Raw genomic sequence first — 19,557 nt, 5'->3', positions numbered from 1 at the left:
CATAAAAAATCCCCTTGACATAAATCCATGTTATCAAGGGGAAACAGAATGAGCTATGTTGTTTTCTTAACGCAGTCTTACATTTTTGTAAGAAATGAAAATCGGACCGATGTCCCTTCACCCGGGGACGAGCTGATGTCCACCGTATGATTGAGCTTGCCCGTAATTTCTTTGACGAGATGGAGGCCGATTCCCGTAGATTCTTGGAAACGCCGCCCGTTTTCGCCGGTGTAATAAGGGTCAAACACCCGCTTGATATCTTGCGAGGGAATCCCGACACCGTAATCTTTGACTTCAAGCACCGTCCTGTCTTCATCGCGGAAGACATTCAGCTCAAGTCTGTCACTCTTGCCCGCTGAATACTTGACCGCATTTGTGACCACTTGGCCGATCGCAAATTTGAGCCATTTTGCATCGGTGTAAATCTGATGATCATCGCGAATGTCCATTTTCGGATAGACGCGGTATTGAATAAAGAATCGTTTATAGCTTTGAATGACCGATTGGAGAAGCTCTGATAAGGAAACCGCTTCAATTTTAAAATCCCGCTCAAACAGGTCAAGCCTTGAAGAATAAAGAAGCGTCTCCAGCCCGAATTCAATCTGCCGGACCTCTTTTTTGATTTGTTCAAAGACGGGCTCATCCTCTTCTTGAATGATTAAATTAATGACCGACAGCGGCGTTTTTACTTGGTGCACCCATTGGTTCATATACGTCACCCGCGCGTCAAGCTTGGCTTCGGTCTCATGGAGCTTCTGGTGCTGCATCCGGGTCAGCTCCATCTGCTTTTCATACAGCTCTGAACAAAACACTGAAGAACCGAGATACGGGATGTCCGTCCCTTCCTGCTCCGAGCTGAGCCAATGATACACGCCGCGGTCTTTGTACCAGCGATAGGCAAGATATCCCGCCAAAATAAGAAGCTGCACGCCCAATATGTAAAACAGGTGGGAAAAAGAATGAAGACCCGCAAACCAGTAATAAAAGAAGACAAACAGTCCTTGAAGGAGAAAAAGCAGAATCAGCACGGCATGAGACCGGAGAAACAGCTTCATGACTGAGCCCTCAGCTGGTAGCCTTCGCCCCGCACCGATTCAATGGAAACAGGCGCATCCAGCTCCCGCAGTTTTTTTCTGAGCCGCGTGATATACACGTTAAGTGTATTATCATCGACGAAAATGTCGGTGTCCCACGTTTTTTCCATGAGCCGGTCTCTTCCCGTCACCTTTTCTCCCCGCTCCAGCAGCACTTCCAAAAGCTTGCTTTCTTTTTTAGAAAGCTCGCTTTTTTCGTCCTGAAAGCGCAGTTCAAACCGTTCCACAAAGAGCTGCACACCGGCATATTCAACCACTTTCTCTCCCTGCTTGGCGGCGTACTCTCCGTATGCCCTGCGGATCTGGCTTTTGATTTTCGCCAGCACAATATCGTAGGAAAACGGTTTTTCGATATAATCATCTCCGCCGTTTTCAATCGCCATCACTTGATCCATTTCCCCGCTTCTGGCAGAGATGAAAATGATCGGGCTTGTAGAATGCTGGCGGATCTGGCGGCACCAATAATAGCCGTCATAAGACGGCAGATTGATATCAAGCAGCACCACATCAGGCTTTTCCCGCAAAAAAACATCAAGAACAGCCGTGAAATCCGCAGCGGCCACTGTTTGATATCCGTATTTTTCAAGGTAATTCTGCAATAGTCCGCGAATGTCTTCACTGTCTTCCACAATCATGATTTTATTCATGCAACCATCCTCCAAAAGGATACGGCTTTTCGGAGCCCTCATTATTTGATGCCCCCATCATAATGCTTTCATCGGTTCTCTGCAACATGAGAAAGCGGGCCTTTATAAAAGACCCGCTTCTCCCTTTCTCAATGTAAGATCGATTATTTCTAATTGACATTGTTATACTTAGATGGCGGACTCGGAAAGGTAATTTTAAATCTTGTGCCAATTCCCGGCTGACTATATATATCAATATTTCCCCCATGTGCCTTGATAATTTGTTGAGCAATAGCCATTCCTAATCCAGTCCCTGAGTTATTTGACGAAGCGCTTGTCCCTCTGAAATACCGATCAAATAAACATTCAACCGTCTCTTCGTCCATTCCTATTCCATCGTCTTCTATTATAATTTGTATTTCATTGTCATGTAACACGTCATGATATAATATGACCTTTATTTTAGTGCCCGGAGGATTATGTTTAATACAATTAGCAATCAAGTTTTCAACTGCGCGCTTTAGGTACCTTTCATCCATATTAAAAAGTATCTTATTGTGACTGGATTCTATAGCGAATCTCTTATTTTCTGACTCCGGTAGCAACTTCATTTTTTCTAAAGTGTCATGAATTACTTTCACTACGTTTTTTTCTTCAAGATGGATTGGAAGCGACTCATTTTTCAATTGAAAAGTTAAGTTGAAATCTTCAATCAGCTTTTCCATATATTCGACACGTTCTTCCATTATTAAGGAAAAATCACGCACTTGCTGATTTTCCCACTCATATTCATTTGAAGATAAAAGAACCGTATATCCCTTAATAACCGAAAGAGGGGTTTTTAAATCATGTGAGACACCGGCCATCCACTCTTCTCTTGTTTTTTCCAACAACTCTCTCTCAGCCTTATTCCTTTGAAGCGTTGAGGTAAGTTCAGACAGAGCTTGCATTAATTCTTGATAGGTCTTATATCCAGATTTATTATGTCTATATTTGCTTGAATGAAACTTCCAATCATAAGGTTCTTCATATTTTTCTTTAGACAAATTCTCAATCCAAGATACAATAAACAGCAGGGGAGCACCTAGTTTTTTTCCGTAAAATATTGCAATTACAATCCCTGCCATAATAATAGAAACTATCCACAAGTTATTCACCCAATAGAAAAAAGGGTTATTTTTTTCCATCGGTTTTCCCCATACCCATGTTAAATCCTGATTGTTTTTCGTTTCGTACCACGTAGATAATTGATAACCTTTTTTGGCAGGATACATGTAATCTGATATTAACTCTCCAAGAATATAATGCTTAGGTATATTTTTAGGTTTATTAAAAGAAAAAACCTCATCTCCTTGTTCATCTAAAATTTGAATCCACATTCGGTTCTCTAATAAATCTTCTTTTGCTTTCGTATTTATTGAAAATTGTTTATCTGCAACAACTGTTTGGTCAACAATTTTTTTTAAGGATAAGTGCGGCGTTTCCATTTTATTCTGACCTAAGACGAGGCTGAAAAATATGATACTGCCCACAATGAGCAGACCCCAAATAAACATGAGTAAAAAAAGTCTCGATACGAAGTAAAATGCTATCCTATTTCTCAGCTTCACAATAAATCCTCATCTATAGGCTCTGCTTCAAATATATAGCCCTGTCCTCGAACCGTTTTAATCCATCTTGGTCTGCTCGGGTCTTCCTCTAATTTTTCACGTAATCGTCTTACATGTACCATTACAGTACTATCTCCGCCGTAAAACTCCCCCCACACATCTTTATAAATTTGGTGTTTACTTAAAATTTGATTGGGATGTTCACAGAAATAAATCAGAAGTTTCATTTCCTGAGCAGGGCAATCGATTCTTGTCCCGTTAACAACAAGTCTGCCGGTATTGGGATCTATTTTAAAATATTCATAATCGTATACCTGTTTTAGAGGGTAAGAAGTAGAGAGTTGAGTCATTCTCTTTAATTGGGCTTTTACACGAGCTACAATTTCTAGTGGATTAAATGGTTTAGTAATATAGTCATCTCCTCCAAAACTAAACCCTTGCAATTTATCTAAATCTGTTGTTTTTGCTGTTAAGAAGAGTATCGGCACATTTGTATGGGAGCGTATTTTGCTGCATAAGGTGAAGCCATCCGTGTCCGGAAGCATGACATCTAATAAAATAATATTTGGAAGTTCCTGATCGATTTTCAGAAGGGTTTCGCTCCCTGTCATAGCTGTGGAAATATTGCTGAAACCTTCCTTTTCAAAGCAAGTTATTAATAAGTTTAAGATATGTTCGTCATCATCCACCATGAGGATTTTGTTCTCTTCTAACGTCATAAGTTACCCTCCTTTTTATTTCTTATTTTATATGAGATCAATGACATAAAGGTCAGAAAAGGAAAAAATTTAACTTTCGTTAAGGGTTCAGAATATTCCTTTAAATTTTCGACCTTGATATTCAGGTATCAATATAACTACATACAGAAAATAAACCAGGGATGTCGTTAAGTGAATGTTTAGGAAGAGTTTCGTTTGTGTTTAAAGAACATCGCTTATGATAAAAGTGAGGTGAGAGACAAATGAATGATCAAATAGTGGTAACACACGATCTAACTAAAAAGTATAAAAAGCATACTTCAGTTGATGGATTAAACTTAAGGATTAGGCGCGGCGAAATTTATGGTTTTCTTGGACCGAATGGTGCTGGTAAAACAACAACCATCCGAATGTTATTAGGTTTAATTAAACCAACAAAAGGAAACATCGAAATCTTTGGCCAAAACCTAAACAAGAATCGTTTGCAGATATTGCAAAGAATCGGGTCACTGGTAGAATCTCCAACTTATTATGGTAATTTAACAGGTTACGAAAACTTAGAAGCTGTTAGGAGGTTACGAGGACTTCCGGAACAACGGGTCAATGAAGTATTGGAAACTGTAAGGTTATCTAAAGTAGCAAATCGACTGACTAAGGAGTATTCCCTTGGAATGAAACAACGTTTGGGAATTGCAGTTGCCCTGTTAAGCAGTCCTGATTTATTAATTCTGGATGAACCGACAAACGGTTTAGATCCATCCGGTATCCAAGAAATAAGAGAGCTAATTAAAGAATTGCCTAAATCGGGAATGAGTGTTATTGTATCCAGCCACTTATTGAGTGAAATAGACCAAATGGCTACTCAAGTGGGAATTATCAACAATGGAAGGATGATTTTTCAGGACTCGATTGCAAGTTTACATCAAAAACGAAAACCACTATTAAAAGTCGGTGTTAGTGACGTAATCGAAGCAAAAACAATACTAAACAGGAAAGGATTAAAGGTTGATTTACAAAAAAATTATTTGTGGCTGTCTCAAACAGAACCGGAATTTGTTTCAGAAATCAATTCCATACTTCTTCATTCAGGGCTGTCTGTATTTCGACTTGAAGAAAAGACACGATCGCTTGAGGATATTTTTTTAGAATTAACTGGTACAGAGGGAAGTCTATGAAAAAGTTATTGTGGGCAGATCAATTAAAACTGAAACGTTCGTCGTTATTGATTGTAGTCTTATTGGTTCCCTTACTCATTATAGCATATGAGTTGGTAAATCTTACTTATCGATCTGAATACGTGGAAAAACAAGCTGAAATGTTCCATGCTGGATCAATGTGGATGTATTTACTGTATGATAACAGTTTGTTATTTGGTCTGGGTTTTCCATTAGCCGCAACACTTTCTGCGTCAATAATAGCAAATATAGAACATCAAGCAAACGGATGGAAGCAAACCCTTTCTTTTCCCGTATCTAGAATGCGAATTTATGTAAGTAAATTTATTTGCTTAGTAGTCAGTTTATTTATTTCGTCAACAATCTTCTTGCTCGGCATGGTACTGCTGGGCAAACTGGTAGGATTCGAAGGTAGTGTACCTTGGGGACTTTTGTTTGGAGATAGTTACAGCATGTTAGTTACAGTACTGCCTATAATGGCATTCCAGATATGGTTATCTATGGTGTTTAGCAACCAAGCATTCTCGATTCTTGTAGGATCAATATCATCTATAATGGGTTTGTTTTTGGCAGCTGCTCAATCAACGAGATGGTTTCCGCTGGCTTATCCTAGTCAATCTTCGACAGTCATTCTGCAGTATGAAGGTATAGGATATAACCCAGATCTTTCATCTTACCTTTGCATTAGCCTTTTCTTAGGGATAATTATATTATTTCTAGGCTCTATTCATTTTGCTAAACGGGATGCTTTGTAAAAAAGGAGGCGAAATACTTGAAAAACATTTTATTTGTAGAACGTTTAAAGCTTAAGCGATCAAAGTTATGGATCATCTATTTATTAGGGCCTTTGTTAGGTGTATCCCTGGCATACACGAACTTTATTAAAAACTATAACCTTTTTATGAATCCTGGAGACAATCCCTGGGTAGAGGCTTGGACACAAGTTGCCTTATTTATGGGCCCTTTTGTATTGCCTATCGTAGTGGGAATTTTCGCCGCCCTCGTTTGCAGGGGGGAACATGTAGGAGGCGGTTGGAAACAGCTTCTAGCCTTACCAGTCAAACACTCAGATATCTTTCTGGGAAAGTTTCTGACAGTGGTCCGCATGATATTCATTAGTATGTTCATTTTAATCCTCTTATTTATTGGATTTGGTTATATGTTAGGCATAAGCGGGAGTCTTCCTTTACTTACAATTCTAGGTTATGGAATTAGAGGGATCTTAGCTTGTTTACCATTAATTTTATTGCAGCTTATTGTTTCAATCAGGTCTAAAACATTTGGCATACCACTCGCTGTTAGCATTGTTTTTACATTACCGGCCATTATTATTGCCAGTACACCATTAGGTCAAGTATATCCATGGACACAGCCTATGTTAGCAATGTCACCCGAAGATGAATCACCGATTCAATCAAACTTCCTATTTTACTCAATTATGGTAATAACATGTCTCGGTCTCCTGGTTTACGGAATAAGAAATTTTACTAAACGAGACCTTACGTAGGGTATATGCGGTACTTATGAGAATTCGAGACAAGGTAAACTAATTTGACTAGCGCTATGTAAAACAGAAATTTATATGAAGGTAAGACTAAATCTTTTTGGTTGTATTCTTTGAAACTAAACGACTAATGGGAAAGGTGATGTTTCAAAGCATAAGACATAAGAAATATAAAGATATCTTAAGACTCTTTATTTAAACATCTTTTACATTTAATAATATCTCTTCCATTTTTTTGATTATGAGTTAATATAATACTATACTTAGTAAGGGGGTGAATACAATGAGTCAAGAAGCTATCATTCGTTCATGGAAAGATCCTTTTTCCCGTGAAAATTCTACACAAAATCCAGCTGGTAACCCATTCAGTGAGCTGAAAGAAGCACAAATGGATAAGTTAGTAGGTGCGGGAGACATGGAAGCAGCATGTACTTTTACATTGCCTGGTGGCGGCGGTGTTTGTACTCTAACTTCTGAATGTATTTGCTAATTTGATTTATATAGGCTGTTTCCCTTCAGAAGGAACAGCCTATATTTTATTATAATATGAACTATTAGAAAATTCTTAAAAAAACAGGAGGGTAAATCATTGGGGAAAACTCTCGTTTGTTCAGAAAATAGCTATTTCCAAGCATATATGAATCATTTATTAACGCCAGATAGTAATGAAATAATAAATGTTAACACATTGGATGAATTAAAACAAATAATATCCAAAGAAAATTTTTCCTCTGTAATCATCGATACTTGCCACCCTAATGATCTAGTGTTGCAACTGATAAAATCGATATCTTGCCCAGTCATAATACTTAACTCCTTAGAAACTAACGTTTCCGATTATAACCCTGGTCCAATATTAAATCAAATAAATAATGTTTCAACCCTAAAACATAATGTTTTTCAATTGTCTTTCACAACTTTTTTCGACGTTGGAAAGCATTGTATTTGGAAAAAGAATGAATATATCCCTCTAGCAATACAAGAATTTAAAATTTTATATTTGCTTTATTTAAATTCAAATAAAATAGTATGTTCTGAAGAACTTATTGAATATGCTGACCTTACTGGTAGGTCAAGTCTTTATGTACACATTAGTTCTCTTAGAGAAAAAGTAGAGGATAACCCTGGAGATCCAAAGATTCTTCAAACAAAGTTTGGAAAAGGGTACCTCTTATCAGACAGTACATATATTTGTCTTGAAAAAAAAGCAGACTCAAAAAATGTCGTGTAAAAAGGATGACCCAAAAATCATTTTAAAATGACTTTTGAGTCATCCCATTTATGTTAGTGAGGGGTGTTTTGTTCTTTCTTTAAACCCTTTTTCTAATGCTAATAAAGCTTTGTCGGGTGTAATTAGACCACGATTAGGTTTTCTTGTACCCGTCGCAATCTCAAACGCCATAATTTCAACTGGGTCAATAACAATATGCCCATCTTTTCTTAATTGTTCAATATTCCTGGAAACAACTGTTTTATTCCACATTAAATCGTTCATATTAGGAAAGAAAATAGTGTTATGTGGATGAGCTAATACAGTAGTTGCAACTAAATTCATTGCTACACCATTAGCAGTTTGTCCTAAGATGTTCGCCGTAGCTGGAATAATGCAATATATGTCCGCCCAGCGGCCAATTTCTACGTGGCTATGTCTTTTTCCGTTTTCCCCATGTTCTGAGTATACATGGTCACAAAAATAAGAAACAGTATGAGCTGGAATAAGGTCTTCCGCTGTTTTTGTCATAACAACCCTTATTTCCTTAAAGAAGCTTTTAAAATATAAGAGATACGAGGAGATGCCGACAGATGAGATTGATCCGCAAATCCCGATCAATAACTTTTTATCTTTTAATATTGAAATACTCATTTTTTTATCCCCCTGTAAATTTTAAACAATCATACTACATAATTATTCTTTTTGTGGTGTTTATTCCAAATATTAAAAATTCTTAATAAACACATATAAAATAAACCTAAACTTCTTTTAAAATTCTTTTAACTTTTAAATGGTCCTGCTATATTTATGGATAATTAAGGAATATTAATTGTTCAAATTTATTAAAAATGAGGTGTTCAATATGCATACAAAATTCAAACGGAATTCGGTATGGAATAGGTCTTCTTCGTTAAGTGAAAGAAAAGTAAGGCGTTCACTTAATACTAATTGGGATGAACTAACAAACAGACGCTTCGAAAGATGGAAAAGCCTTGTTGAAAGTGATGAGGGGATTCGAATTGAGGATGTATTAGCCACTCAAAATATTGACGAAGAAACTCTAAGGCATACTATCAATGCAAAAGAAGTGGAATTTATTAATGAAGGTGATCATCAAGGATGGCTTGAAATTATTCAGCTAGTTGATGAACAATCCTATAAAGATGTAAATATAGAAGTTAGAAAAGATATTCTCTTCTTTAGTTTTATAAAACCATTTTTGAAAATAGCAAGAGGCAAATTAGAGGAAGTATTATATTCTCACTCTAATAAATCTCTGATAAAGGAAGAACTTAGTCCGTCGGTAATTGATGATTTACTTAATAATCTTGGTGAAACTTTATCAGCTATAAGTAGTCGGATATTAATATTGGAGTTAAATGTAGCAAGGGTATCAGGAAAGCTGAGGGGTGAAACTTCTGAAGAACGAGCCTCTTATTTCAATCAAGCCCTTTTAAATGACCCGACATATGTTCGATCAATTCGAGAAGAATACATAGTTTTAACAAGGCTGTTAGCAACAAAAACAATGTATTGGATTCAAAATACTTCTGATCTCCTTGTAAGATTTCATCAGGATAAAGGGATATTAGAGTCTGAGTTTAGTAATGGTCAAAAATTAGGGAAAATTATTTCCATCGATACAGGAAGTGGCGTCTCAGACACTCATAACAAAGGAAAAACAGTCGCCATTTTAAACTTTGAAACTGGAATTAAAATTGTGTATAAGCCTCGTTCATTAGAAATAGACGTAAAATTTAATAAGTTTGTAAATTATCTAAATGGTAAAAATTTAAGTTTTGACTTGAAAACTGTACACACACTTAACAAAAAATCTTATGGATGGACGCAGTTTATCTCTTATAAAGAATGTCAGGAAGAGCTGCAAATTGGAAAGTTTTATTGGCGTATTGGAAGTTATTTGGCTATCTTATATGCAATGAATGCGGTAGATTTTCATATGCAAAATTTAATTGCTGATGGAGAATATCCTATTTTAGTTGATTTAGAATCTTTATTTCATAATAATTCTACGTATACAGATACCAGTGCTTTTAGTCGCGCACAAGAACATATTGAACGGTCAGTTTTGCGAATTGGGTTATTACCGAGAAAAATAAATAGTAAAGCTGGATTTGAAGGAATTGACCTTAGTGCATTAGGTGCACAAGAAGGACAAGTATCTCCGCATAAAACCAGTACAATAGTTGATCGAGATAAAGATACAGTCAGGATAGAAGAAAAAAACTTTCCAATTCCAGTTAGTCAGCATAGACCTATGCTGCATGGACAAATCATTAATACTGTTGCTTACGAAGGAGATATTATAAAAGGATTTGAAGAAACCTACTTCCTTTTCATGAAATATAAACAAGACATGCTCGAACAAATAGATTCTTTTAAAGGGGTTACTGTAAGACAAATATTGCGTGGTACATCTCGCTATGCAAACCTTCTGAAAATAAGTTTACATCCAGATTTCATGAGAGACGGCTTAGATCGTGAAATGATTTTAGATAAATTGTGGCTAGATACAAAATTGAATCCACGATTGAACCAAGTTGTAAATAGTGAAAAGGAAGACTTATTCCTTGGGGATATCCCATATTTCACAAGCAAGCCTGAATCTACAAATATGTGGGATTCCAACGGTCGAAAAATCAACAATTTTTTTAAAACATCTGCCTTAAATGAGACAAAGGAAAAAATAAATGAAATGAATGAAAGTGACTGTCATGAACAAGTAAGCTTTATAAAAACAGCTATTTTAGTAATTAAGGATTCTTATCGTAAACATAAAGTATTTGATATAAATCCTCGATTACACGTTTTTAACCCAAAAGATTTTTTTCAAGAAGCTATTAAAATCGGAGACTTTCTTGCTAGTAGGGCGATTGAAGGTGAACAGTTAGATGGACAAGAGGATGTATCTTGGATCGGATCGTTTGTTGACAATCAACGAGAGGATCAATTCAAGATTTCGGCTGCAAATAGTTCATTATACGAGGGTGTAGGAGGTATTTCTCTCTTCCTTGCTTATTTAGGTCGCCTCTCTAACAATGAAAAATACACCAAACTATCTAAAAAAGCTTTAGTGGCAGTACACAAAAATATGTCTGCATCTAGTGATTTAGGTGCCTTTGGGGGAATTGCTTCTTACCTTTATTTGTTGGATCATTTATCAAAGTTATGGAATGATGAACAACTATTGAAAAACGAACTTCATTCTGCCCTCAACAAATTAGATTCTCTGATCGAAAGGGATGAAAACAACGATATTTTAACAGGGGTGGCTGGGACAGCAGTTATTTTAATAAATTTGTTTAAACGGTATAAAGAAGAACAAATCTTAAACTTGATTACAAAATGCGGAAATCGTCTTATTCAAAATATAAACGTTATGGAAAAGGGGGTTGGATGGAAAGTCCCGGCAAACCCAACGCCAGCCTCCGGATTTGCTCATGGTGCCTCAGGAATTATATGGGCTCTTTATGAGATTTACGCAATTACTGAGCAAACTGTATTTAAAGAGGTAGCGGAAAAAGCGTTAGAATTTGAAAGAACTTTGTTTATCCCAGAAAAAAACAATTGGGCAGATATTAAACTTGAAAACGGACAGTTTCGAAATGATAATTTTGTTGCTTGGTGTAATGGCGCAGCAGGCATAGGATTAAGTAGGATATTGATCCTGCCACACAATCAAAATGAATTGATAAAAGATGAAGCACATGTCGCAATTAATACAACCCTAAAATATGGTTTTGAACATGATCATTCTTTATGCCATGGTGATTTAGGTAATCTGGACATCCTTATGTACGCAGCGGAAAACTTTAAGTTAAGCGTAAATGTAACAGAACTAAGCCATAAAATTTTAAATGATATAAAGCTCAGAGGATGGTTAAGTGGATTTGAAAAAAATAACGAATCCCCATCCTTAATGATGGGGTATGCAGGTATAGGACTTGGATTGCTTAAGATTTTTGCACCGACTGAAGTACCATCAGTTTTGAGACTCCAATCACCTTTAGAGCTAAAATTGTAAAATTAAAATGAGCCTTACTTTGTTAAGGCTCTATTTCTTAGGAGTGATCCAATGAGAAGAAGAGTTCCTCTAGTAAGACAAATGGGACAATATGAGTGTGGGCCCGCCTGCCTCACCATGATTTTAAGTTATTATGGGAGTACTATATCTCTAAATAAAATAAGTGAACAATGTGATGCCCAAAGAAATGGCGTATCTGTATCCATTTTAAAATCAGTATCAGAATATTATGGGCTTAACTGCAAAGTATACCAAGTTTCATTTAAAGATTTAAAAAAACATATCAATTCATATCTTCCCTGCATCATATTTTGGGATGAACGGCACTTTGTGGTTTTAGAACAGATTAAAAAGGGTCTTTTTCATATAATTGACCCCAACAGAGGAAAATTGAAATTATCCGAAGCAGAATTTAAAAGACATTATAGCAAGGTAATCTTGACTTTTAAGAAGTCAGATAAATTTAAAGAGACGATGCCATCACCCGCAGCAAAGTATTATTTACGTTATATAGTTAAAAGCCGTACTATTGTTTCACTTATCACTCTCTTTTCACTGATCACACAAGTAGTCTTCTTAGCCGTTCCTTTTTTAATTAAATATTTAGTGGATCATTCTTTAATAAGTAAATCAACAAATTCTTTTCTATTTTTAGGAATTGTAGTCATCATAGCAGTTTTTATATTGGGACTTGTTATGTTTATCCGCAATTATTTCACAATTAAACTTCAAGCTATTATAAGTAAAAGCATCTCAAACGATTTTGTGGAACATTTATTAAAATTACCTCTCAATTTTTATGAAAATCGAACAACCGGTGATATTGCAATGAGAGTAAGTAACATTTCCATGATAAGGGAGATTATAGCTAAGAATGGAGCAACAATAGTACTAGATATTATTACTTTGATTTCATTTTTTATTGCTATGTTAACTCAATCATTTAAACTTGCATTTTTTGCTATTGGATTGGCAATTATTCAATTCTTACTAATGATGATTTTGATTCCAAGAATAAAAATTTTAATCCATAATGACTTATCAATTCAAACAACTACACAAAGTTTTTTGGTGGAAGCTCTAAGAGCTATCACTTTTATTAAATCAAATGGTTTAGATCATTCTATCCTAACAAAGTGGTCAAATTACTATGATAAACAAATCGAAGCATTTTCAAAGCGATACCACTTAGACGCTATAATGGATAGCATAAGTGTAAGCATCCGATATTGTGCACCCCTTCTCTTATTATGGTTTGGATCAAAAGAAGTTATCACCGGAAATTTAACACTCGGAAGCTTATTAGGGTTTAGCAGCTTAGGAACATCTTTCTTGTTGCCGATTGCTTCTTTAATAACAAGCATGCAACAATTTCAATTGGTCGGTGACACTTTTGAACGAATGCAAGATGTTATGGAAACTGAGCCCGAACAAATCAACCAAACTTCAATAATTGAAACTGAACTATCAAAACAAGATATAAAACTTGAAAATGTCACATTTACACATCATAGCTTACATATTCTTAAAGAAGTTTCATTAAACATTAAGTCAGGTACTAAATTAGCTCTCGTAGGCCGTACAGGTAGTGGAAAGACAACTTTATCAAGAATTATACTGGGGTTATACAAACCCACTAAGGGAAAAGTATTTTATGGTGAACACGACTTGAAGAATTTAAACCTTTACGAGCTCCGAAAACAAATGGGTGTCGTATTACAAGAAAGCTTTCTTTTCAATGATACTATTGCAAACAATATAGCTGGATTTAAAAGCTTATCTCAAGATAAAATTGAACAAGCAGCAAAGAGAGTGCAGTTACATGAAGATATAATAAGAATGCCAATGGGATATAACACAATTATCGGGGAAAATGGCAGTATGTTATCAGGAGGGCAGCGTCAGCGCATAGCAATAGCAAGAGCTATCGTCGATAACCCTTCTATAGTCATTTTAGATGAAATAACAAGTAACTTGGATACATTGACAGAGCATAAAATTGACGAATACTTTGCAAAATCAAATATTACCCGTATTGTAATAACTCATCGTCTTTTAAGCAGCCAAGACTCTGATTTAATAGTGGTATTAGATCAAGGAAAAATAGTCGAAAAAGGAAAACATCAAGAGTTATTAGAGAAAAAGGGATATTATTATGACTTATGGATAAAACAAGTAGGGGATAGACAGAAAGCTACGCTGCAAAAGCCCTTTTTCCTCAATGAGCCAACTGGCAAAACTTGAGGCCGCTGACTTTATTTTATTTCAATAACGCGTGCTATACCCTTTATCTCCATGTCCGCAGATTATAATTTGAAAGACTGAAACAAAACAAGCCAGAGCAATCCCCCATTTAGAAAAAATCTTGCCGCTGTCGAACATAATCATGTGTTTATCAATGACTTTGACACCATCTATCTTTACAAATCCGCTCTCAGTCAGCAACAGGTTGATTTGATTGTGATACTTTGGTGAAACGCGAGAAGGACATAAACGGAAAGACGAAAGCACTCACGATGTTGTGAGTGCTTTTCATCAGCCGACCTGCTGTTTTACGGCTTTACCGGCTGATCCGAACTCTCTCATTTTGCTTCGCACCGTCTCTTCCACGGCCTCAATGCCGGGTGTCATGTAGCCGCGCGGTTCGTACAGATCTCCGTTTTCCTGAAACATGCGGCGTGTTTCGTCTGTCCAGGCGACCATACATTCCGTGTTGATATTGATTTTCGCGTGGCCGAGCGTGATGGCTTTTTTGATCTGATCCTGCGGAATCCCGGATGCTCCGTGGAGAACGAGGGGAATATCAGTCATGCGGGAGATAGCCTCCATTTCTTTAAATCCGAGATTCGGTTCACCTTGATATTTGCCGTGGACGGAGCCGAGGGCGGCGGCCAGCGCGTCGATATTGGTTTCTTTGACGATCCGCTCACATTCGGCGACATCGGCATAGCGGACCCCGCCGACCAGCCCGTCTTCCATACCGCCGACCGTGCCGACTTCTGCTTCTACTGAGGCGCCGTGCTTAGCCGCATAATCGGCGACTTCTTTTGTCATCGCGATGTTCTCATCAATCGGATGATGGGAGCCGTCAATCATCACTGAGCTGAATCCGGCGTCAATGGCCTGTCTGCAGCGTTCCGCACTGCTTCCGTGATCAAGATGGAGCACGACGGGAACGGTAATCGCCATTTCTTCCATTAACGCGCCGACCATGGCGGAAATCGTTTTAAAGCCGCCTAAATAGTCGACCAGACGATCGGAAGCCGCGGCGATGACCGGCGATTGCTCCTTTTGTGCCGCTTGCAGAATCGCCTTTGTCCATTGGAGGCCGTTGATATTAAATTGGCCGACTGCATAATGCTCCCGTTTCGCTTCTGCAAGAAGATGTTTCATGGTGACAAAAGCCATGTTCACGCCTCCTTCATGAAGTATTTTGATACGACGGCTTCCGTTGTTTCCTTTGCCGTTTTGATCGTTTCCTCCGCAGTCAGCTTATAATATTCAGGTCTGAACAGCTCTACGGAGACAACATCATTGAATCCGATTTCTTTTAACGCTGACAGATGGGCGTCTAAGTCAATCGCACCCTGTCCAGGCCAGACGCGGTCTTCATCTGTTAAAAAGCCGATCGGAAAGTCTTCTGTATCGTCGATATGATAGATGAAAATTTTCTTTCCGTCCGCCTGCTTCAAGCTCTCAATATTGGAGCCCATCGCGTGGAAATGGAAGCTGTCAAACACCAGTCCGACATTATCGCGGCCGACAGCGTTCACGATGTCATACGCCTGTTCAAATGTATTGACCGTACATTGCGGGTGGCCGACAAATTCAAGGGCAATGTTTACGCCGTACGGCTCCGCGATGTCCGAAAGCTCAGTCAGCACCTCTATGCTGCTCTTTTTGATCTCTTCTTTCAAGATTTTCCGCTCTGTCACAAGCGGCACGGCCACCACATATTTCACGCCGAGCGTCCTGCAGGTTTCCATCATGCTTTTGAATTCCGAAATGATCTCCCTATAGCCCTTCTCATCACGGTTGTTGAAGAAAACCAGTGCGTTCAGGGCAAGCGGTTTAATGTGATGGGTTCGAAAATATTCCGCCAGATCGGCCAGTGAATGGTCTTTTAAGTATTCCGGCAGCTTATCCATTGTGCGGATTTCAATATAATCATAGCCGTGCTTTTCGCACAGTTCTAAATCCTGTTTCAGGTTTGAATTCTCCAGCGTAGTCGCTTCATTAAAGCAAAGTTTCATGTCAGCCTCTCCCATCCGCGTTTTCGATATGAAGGGAGTCCGGCTGGAGGGCTTGTTTGCCCCGCTCCGCCGAACTCCGTACTCAGCTTATGCCATACCTAATTCTTCCTTTAATTTCTTAAGCGTGGTCCGGCTTGATTCATCCGCTCTTTCGCCGACCCAAGCAAAAACGGCGTTCGTCGCAATTCCGTCGAATTTCATCTCTCTCATCTTTCTGAAAATCGTTTCAAAATCAACCTCGCCTTGCCCGATGTCCAAATGCTGGTGAACCGTTACTTTCGCGTCAGGCGGGTTGACGATGTAGCGCAGGCCATGCGCCGCTTTATGATTAAAAGTATCTGCAAATAAAACATGTGTGAGGCGGTCGCCGGCTTCATCAAACATGGTCGCAATATCGCCTTTTCCGTCATCATAGAAGAACGTATGCGCAGTCGAGTAGACAAGATTGATCCAATCCTTGTCAAGCGCGCGGATCATATCCATCGCCCCTTTGTGCGTTTCGATAAAATCGTACGGGTGAGCCTGCAGATTGAGTTTAACGCCTTCTTTTTCAAAGACGGGCAGCAGTTCATCCATGGATTTGATAAATTTTTCTTCACTTGTCAACGGATCATATTTTGAACCGCTGAATTCACTGTTCATCAAATCCACTTCAAGTTCAACCGCAATTTCGATCGCCCGTTTCCAGTTGCGCACGGCGGCCTGACGACGGTCTTCATCAGGACCCGCCCAGTGGTAAAGCGGAAGAAGAGAGGACAGCTTCACACCTGTATCTTTTAAAAGGCGCTTCAATTGTTTGATTTTTGCTGAATCGACTTTCGGATATTTATAGAAAGGACAAAAATCCTCGCGCGGAGACAGTTCGATATATTCGTATCCGAGTTCCGCCGTTTTATAGACCATTTCTTCTAACGTTAAATCATCGCGGTACATGGATGGATCTAAGGCCAGTTTCATTTCTTTCACTCCCGATCTATTATTTGTTCACAGTCGTAAATGATTGGTAGAATGCCGGTTTCTCTTGCAGCGCCACAGGCTCTTTCTGTCCGGATTCCTGAGCTTTTACGCACGCGTCAGTTGTTACCGCGGCAATATAACCGTCCCATGCCGTCGGACCGCTGACTTCGCCTTTATTCCGGATCGAATCAATGAAGTCTTGAATTTCCACATCATACGCAGCCACAAATCGGCGCTGCCAGTCCATCAGAATATCGGTGCTGAATTTCCCTTCTTTTCTCAAGCTGATGCTTGACGGTTCCGGAAGCTTGATAATGCCGTCTTCCCCGACGATTTCACATTGAATGTCGTAGCCGTATTTACAGTTCACGTAGATTTCGGCATTGATGACGATGCCGCCTTTTGTTTCGATGATGACCATCTGCGGATCTTTCAGATGCGGCAGCGAATTTTTTGATTTCTTCGGATAGATCACCTGTACGGATTCATAGTCGTCATTGACGAGCCAGTGGAGGACATCAATTTCATGAACGAGCGTATCGACGACTGCCATGTCCGTTGAATAATTGGATGCGACTGTCGGGTTGCGGTGCGCACAGTGAATCATCAGCGGCTCGCCGACCACGCGGTTGTCAATCGCTTCTTTCAGCTGAACGTAACCGCTGTCATACCTGCGCATGAAACCTACCTGCACCAATCGTTTTCCCGTCTTCATTTCTTCCTCGACAATGCGCATACAGCCTTCTGCCGTTGTCGCAAGCGGCTTTTCACAAAACACGTGCTTGCCGTGCTGAATCGCTTTCAAAACGCTGGACTCGTGAGCCGGGCCCCAGCTTGTCACTAAGACGGCATCCACGTTTTCAGCAGCGAGGAGGCTGTCGTCATCAGGATAAACGGAGGCGTTCAAATTGAAATCCTGAACGGTCTGCTGCGCGGCCTCCTGATTCACATCTGTGACAGCGGTAATTTCCGCTCCGGACAGCTTATTTGTGATGCGGTTGATGTGCTCTTTTCCGATAGCACCGGTTCCGATAACACCTATACGTAAATTCATTGATCGCCACTCCTTCTGATAATCAAATAATGGTTCTCGTCTTTCTTTTCTCGCTGCCGTCCTGAGGAGCACCGTACAGTTCCTCCTGTATTTGTTCAAGCGACTTGCCGGACGTATTCGGCGCGAAGACAAGTCCGATGATCATACTGGCCGTCACACATATGAGCAGAATACCGGCCATAAAACCGATGCCGAATTGTGACATGATGACCGGCACAAATAAACTCCAAATTCCGATTGAAATACGGACGAGAAAGAACATGAGCCCTTGTGCTGACGCTCTGTGTTCTGTCGGGAACAGCTCGCTTGCCCACAGCTGGTAGTTCGCCTGCTGGCCGGCTCCGTTATTGATGCCGATCGCTAAGACAAACAAAAGCAGCATCGGGAGCCCCTGAAACGGCAGTAAAAACAGCGACCAGCCGACAACGGCCATACATGCGCAGATTCCGAACACCGTTTTCCGATATTTATCTGCAAAAGGCATGAAGATACAGGCGACGCCGAGCCCGGTGAAGATAAACAGGGCCATCTGCAGAATGTTGGCCGTATTTGCGGATACGCCGCCGACCTGCTGGTAGATGTACGGCATGAAGAATCCCATGACGCCCGCGGCGAGATTCCATACGAGAAACACACCCATTAAAAACAAAATGTTCTTGAAAAATTTCGGCTGAAGCAGGTCAAAATAAGATGTTTTTTTCACGGCGGCAGGCCGCTCTTCACTGTTTTTCCAGGCATCCGACTCAGGTAAACGCTTTCTTATCACATATGTGATCAGGGCGATCACCAATAGATGCGCAAAGACAATTTTATTTCCTAAAAGCCCGAGGTCACCGACCAAAACGGATAACAGCAGAACCACAACGGCTCCTGCGGCCCACGCCACCTGCGCCACTCCGCAATGCCTCGCCCGGTTTTTCTCGGGGGCGTTTTCCGCGATAATGGTCCAGGAAGCCGTAATATCCGCGCCTACAGAAATCCCGATAATCATGTATCCGCATAACAGCATGGGAAAGTTGAATCCAAACAAAACCAAACAAATTCCTAAGGCGTAGACGAGCATACTGTTTGTGTATACAGCTTTTCGGCCGACCTTATCAGCAAAATACCCGCCGAGCAGCGCTCCGATGGCCGCTGATATCGCGTTTGCGCTGAAGGCGCCGAGCAATCCGATCTGGCTGTCGGACAGCTTCAAGTAGCTGACCCACATAGATAAACCCGCTGATCCTGCCACGATGGAACCCGCATCAATGTAATTTGCTAATGCTGCGGCGATGGTCCTTTTGCTGAAAGCTGATTCCGCCTTGGCACTATTCATATAAGTCCCC

17 protein-coding genes are annotated in these 19,557 nt (G+C 39.6%); 7 read left to right on the top strand and 10 right to left on the bottom strand.

All coding sequences use genetic code 11. From position 1 onward, the window contains the following. Nucleotides 1-77: 77 nt before the first annotated feature. From yxdK to AC1RRX_RS15040, 4 genes are all read right to left on the bottom strand, one after another. The gene (gene yxdK, locus AC1RRX_RS15055) at nt 78-1,055 is read right to left on the bottom strand and encodes a two-component system sensor histidine kinase YxdK (protein WP_144464744.1); all 978 of its coding nucleotides are present in this window, start codon (nt 1,053-1,055) and stop codon (nt 78-80) included. Continuing rightward, a complete protein-coding gene (gene yxdJ / locus AC1RRX_RS15050) occupies nt 1,052-1,741 on the bottom strand; it encodes a two-component system response regulator YxdJ (protein WP_144464742.1) in 690 nt (229 codons plus the stop codon). Before yxdJ ends, yxdK begins: the two co-directional genes overlap by 4 nt. Before the next feature lie 149 nt (nt 1,742-1,890). Beyond that, entirely contained in the window at nt 1,891-3,330 is a 1,440-nt protein-coding gene (locus AC1RRX_RS15045) for a sensor histidine kinase (RefSeq protein WP_012118835.1), read from the bottom strand. Next, nucleotides 3,327-4,049, bottom strand: coding sequence for a response regulator transcription factor (locus AC1RRX_RS15040; RefSeq protein WP_031379171.1), 723 nt, complete (start codon nt 4,047-4,049; stop codon nt 3,327-3,329). Before AC1RRX_RS15040 ends, AC1RRX_RS15045 begins: the two co-directional genes overlap by 4 nt. 242 nt (nt 4,050-4,291) lie before the next feature. Here AC1RRX_RS15040 and AC1RRX_RS15035 point away from each other — a divergent pair, with 242 nt between their 5' ends. The 5 genes from AC1RRX_RS15035 to AC1RRX_RS15015 all read left to right on the top strand — a co-directional run bounded on the left by AC1RRX_RS15035 (nt 4,292) and on the right by AC1RRX_RS15015 (nt 7,938). Beyond that, on the top strand, nt 4,292-5,203 hold the full coding sequence (locus AC1RRX_RS15035; RefSeq protein WP_042635632.1) for an ABC transporter ATP-binding protein: 912 nt from the start codon (nt 4,292-4,294) through the stop codon (nt 5,201-5,203). Then, complete coding sequence (locus AC1RRX_RS15030) at nt 5,200-5,958, top strand: ABC transporter permease (protein ID WP_012118838.1); 759 nt, start codon at nt 5,200-5,202, stop codon at nt 5,956-5,958. The genes AC1RRX_RS15035 and AC1RRX_RS15030 overlap by 4 nt, the downstream gene beginning before the upstream one ends. 17 nt (nt 5,959-5,975) lie before the next feature. Beyond that, the gene (locus tag AC1RRX_RS15025) at nt 5,976-6,710 is read left to right on the top strand and encodes an ABC transporter permease (protein WP_012118839.1); all 735 of its coding nucleotides are present in this window, start codon (nt 5,976-5,978) and stop codon (nt 6,708-6,710) included. Nucleotides 6,711-6,990: 280 nt separating this feature from the next. After that, nucleotides 6,991-7,197: a plantaricin C family lantibiotic gene (locus AC1RRX_RS15020; protein ID WP_029325769.1), complete on the top strand. Its 207-nt coding sequence runs from the start codon at nt 6,991-6,993 to the stop codon at nt 7,195-7,197. 99 nt (nt 7,198-7,296) lie between these two features. Then, nucleotides 7,297-7,938: a response regulator transcription factor gene (locus AC1RRX_RS15015; RefSeq protein WP_007614849.1), complete on the top strand. Its 642-nt coding sequence runs from the start codon at nt 7,297-7,299 to the stop codon at nt 7,936-7,938. A gap of 48 nt (nt 7,939-7,986) precedes the next feature. Here AC1RRX_RS15015 and AC1RRX_RS15010 read toward each other — a convergent pair whose 3' ends face one another. After that, the gene (locus tag AC1RRX_RS15010; protein WP_042635634.1) at nt 7,987-8,571 is read right to left on the bottom strand and encodes a flavoprotein; all 585 of its coding nucleotides are present in this window, start codon (nt 8,569-8,571) and stop codon (nt 7,987-7,989) included. A gap of 211 nt (nt 8,572-8,782) precedes the next feature. On the opposite strand from AC1RRX_RS15010, the gene AC1RRX_RS15005 reads away from it, so the two are divergent. Then, the gene (locus AC1RRX_RS15005) at nt 8,783-11,965 is read left to right on the top strand and encodes a type 2 lanthipeptide synthetase LanM family protein (RefSeq protein ID WP_144464740.1); all 3,183 of its coding nucleotides are present in this window, start codon (nt 8,783-8,785) and stop codon (nt 11,963-11,965) included. A gap of 51 nt (nt 11,966-12,016) precedes the next feature. Beyond that, nucleotides 12,017-14,209: a peptidase domain-containing ABC transporter gene (locus tag AC1RRX_RS15000; RefSeq protein ID WP_144464738.1), complete on the top strand. Its 2,193-nt coding sequence runs from the start codon at nt 12,017-12,019 to the stop codon at nt 14,207-14,209. Between the two features lie 291 nt (nt 14,210-14,500). On the opposite strand, the gene iolJ is transcribed toward AC1RRX_RS15000, so the two are convergent. The 5 genes from iolJ to AC1RRX_RS14975 form a co-directional block, all read right to left on the bottom strand. Next, nucleotides 14,501-15,373: a 6-phospho-5-dehydro-2-deoxy-D-gluconate aldolase gene (iolJ, locus tag AC1RRX_RS14995; protein ID WP_039063847.1), complete on the bottom strand. Its 873-nt coding sequence runs from the start codon at nt 15,371-15,373 to the stop codon at nt 14,501-14,503. Between the two features lie 2 nt (nt 15,374-15,375). Beyond that, nucleotides 15,376-16,218 carry a 2-keto-myo-inositol isomerase gene (gene iolI, locus AC1RRX_RS14990; RefSeq protein WP_007407832.1) on the bottom strand — a complete coding sequence of 281 codons (843 nt, stop codon included), beginning with the start codon at nt 16,216-16,218 and terminating at the stop codon, nt 15,376-15,378. Between the two features lie 87 nt (nt 16,219-16,305). Next, on the bottom strand, nt 16,306-17,175 hold the full coding sequence (locus tag AC1RRX_RS14985) for a sugar phosphate isomerase/epimerase family protein (RefSeq protein ID WP_007407833.1): 870 nt from the start codon (nt 17,173-17,175) through the stop codon (nt 16,306-16,308). 19 nt (nt 17,176-17,194) lie between these two features. Continuing rightward, nucleotides 17,195-18,229, bottom strand: coding sequence for a bifunctional inositol 2-dehydrogenase/D-chiro-inositol 1-dehydrogenase (iolG, locus tag AC1RRX_RS14980; protein ID WP_108725224.1), 1,035 nt, complete (start codon nt 18,227-18,229; stop codon nt 17,195-17,197). 22 nt (nt 18,230-18,251) lie between these two features. Beyond that, nucleotides 18,252-19,547, bottom strand: coding sequence for an MFS transporter (locus AC1RRX_RS14975; RefSeq protein WP_144464736.1), 1,296 nt, complete (start codon nt 19,545-19,547; stop codon nt 18,252-18,254). Between the last annotated feature and the right edge of the window lie 10 nt (nt 19,548-19,557).

This window comes from Bacillus sp. GW821-FHT11D08, from assembly GCF_058808515.1.
This window is presented reverse-complemented; position numbering and strand designations above follow the sequence as displayed.

Excerpts from the sequence above, each read along its gene's own strand:
- iolG (WP_108725224.1), bottom strand. The coding sequence starts at position 18,229 with ATGAATTTACGTATAGGTGTTATCGGAACCGGTGCTATCGGAAAAGAG.
- AC1RRX_RS14985 (WP_007407833.1), bottom strand. The coding sequence starts at position 17,175 with ATGAAACTGGCCTTAGATCCATCCATGTACCGCGATGATTTAACGTTA.
- AC1RRX_RS15020 (WP_029325769.1), top strand. The coding sequence starts at position 6,991 with ATGAGTCAAGAAGCTATCATTCGTTCATGGAAAGATCCTTTTTCCCGT.
- iolI (WP_007407832.1), bottom strand. The coding sequence starts at position 16,218 with ATGAAACTTTGCTTTAATGAAGCGACTACGCTGGAGAATTCAAACCTG.
- yxdJ (WP_144464742.1), bottom strand. The coding sequence starts at position 1,741 with ATGAATAAAATCATGATTGTGGAAGACAGTGAAGACATTCGCGGACTA.
- AC1RRX_RS15030 (WP_012118838.1), top strand. The coding sequence starts at position 5,200 with ATGAAAAAGTTATTGTGGGCAGATCAATTAAAACTGAAACGTTCGTCG.
- AC1RRX_RS14975 (WP_144464736.1), bottom strand. The coding sequence starts at position 19,547 with ATGAATAGTGCCAAGGCGGAATCAGCTTTCAGCAAAAGGACCATCGCC.
- AC1RRX_RS15040 (WP_031379171.1), bottom strand. The coding sequence starts at position 4,049 with ATGACGTTAGAAGAGAACAAAATCCTCATGGTGGATGATGACGAACAT.
- AC1RRX_RS15000 (WP_144464738.1), top strand. The coding sequence starts at position 12,017 with ATGAGAAGAAGAGTTCCTCTAGTAAGACAAATGGGACAATATGAGTGT.
- yxdK (WP_144464744.1), bottom strand. The coding sequence starts at position 1,055 with ATGAAGCTGTTTCTCCGGTCTCATGCCGTGCTGATTCTGCTTTTTCTC.
- AC1RRX_RS15005 (WP_144464740.1), top strand. The coding sequence starts at position 8,783 with ATGCATACAAAATTCAAACGGAATTCGGTATGGAATAGGTCTTCTTCG.
- AC1RRX_RS15010 (WP_042635634.1), bottom strand. The coding sequence starts at position 8,571 with ATGAGTATTTCAATATTAAAAGATAAAAAGTTATTGATCGGGATTTGC.
- AC1RRX_RS15035 (WP_042635632.1), top strand. The coding sequence starts at position 4,292 with ATGAATGATCAAATAGTGGTAACACACGATCTAACTAAAAAGTATAAA.
- iolJ (WP_039063847.1), bottom strand. The coding sequence starts at position 15,373 with ATGGCTTTTGTCACCATGAAACATCTTCTTGCAGAAGCGAAACGGGAG.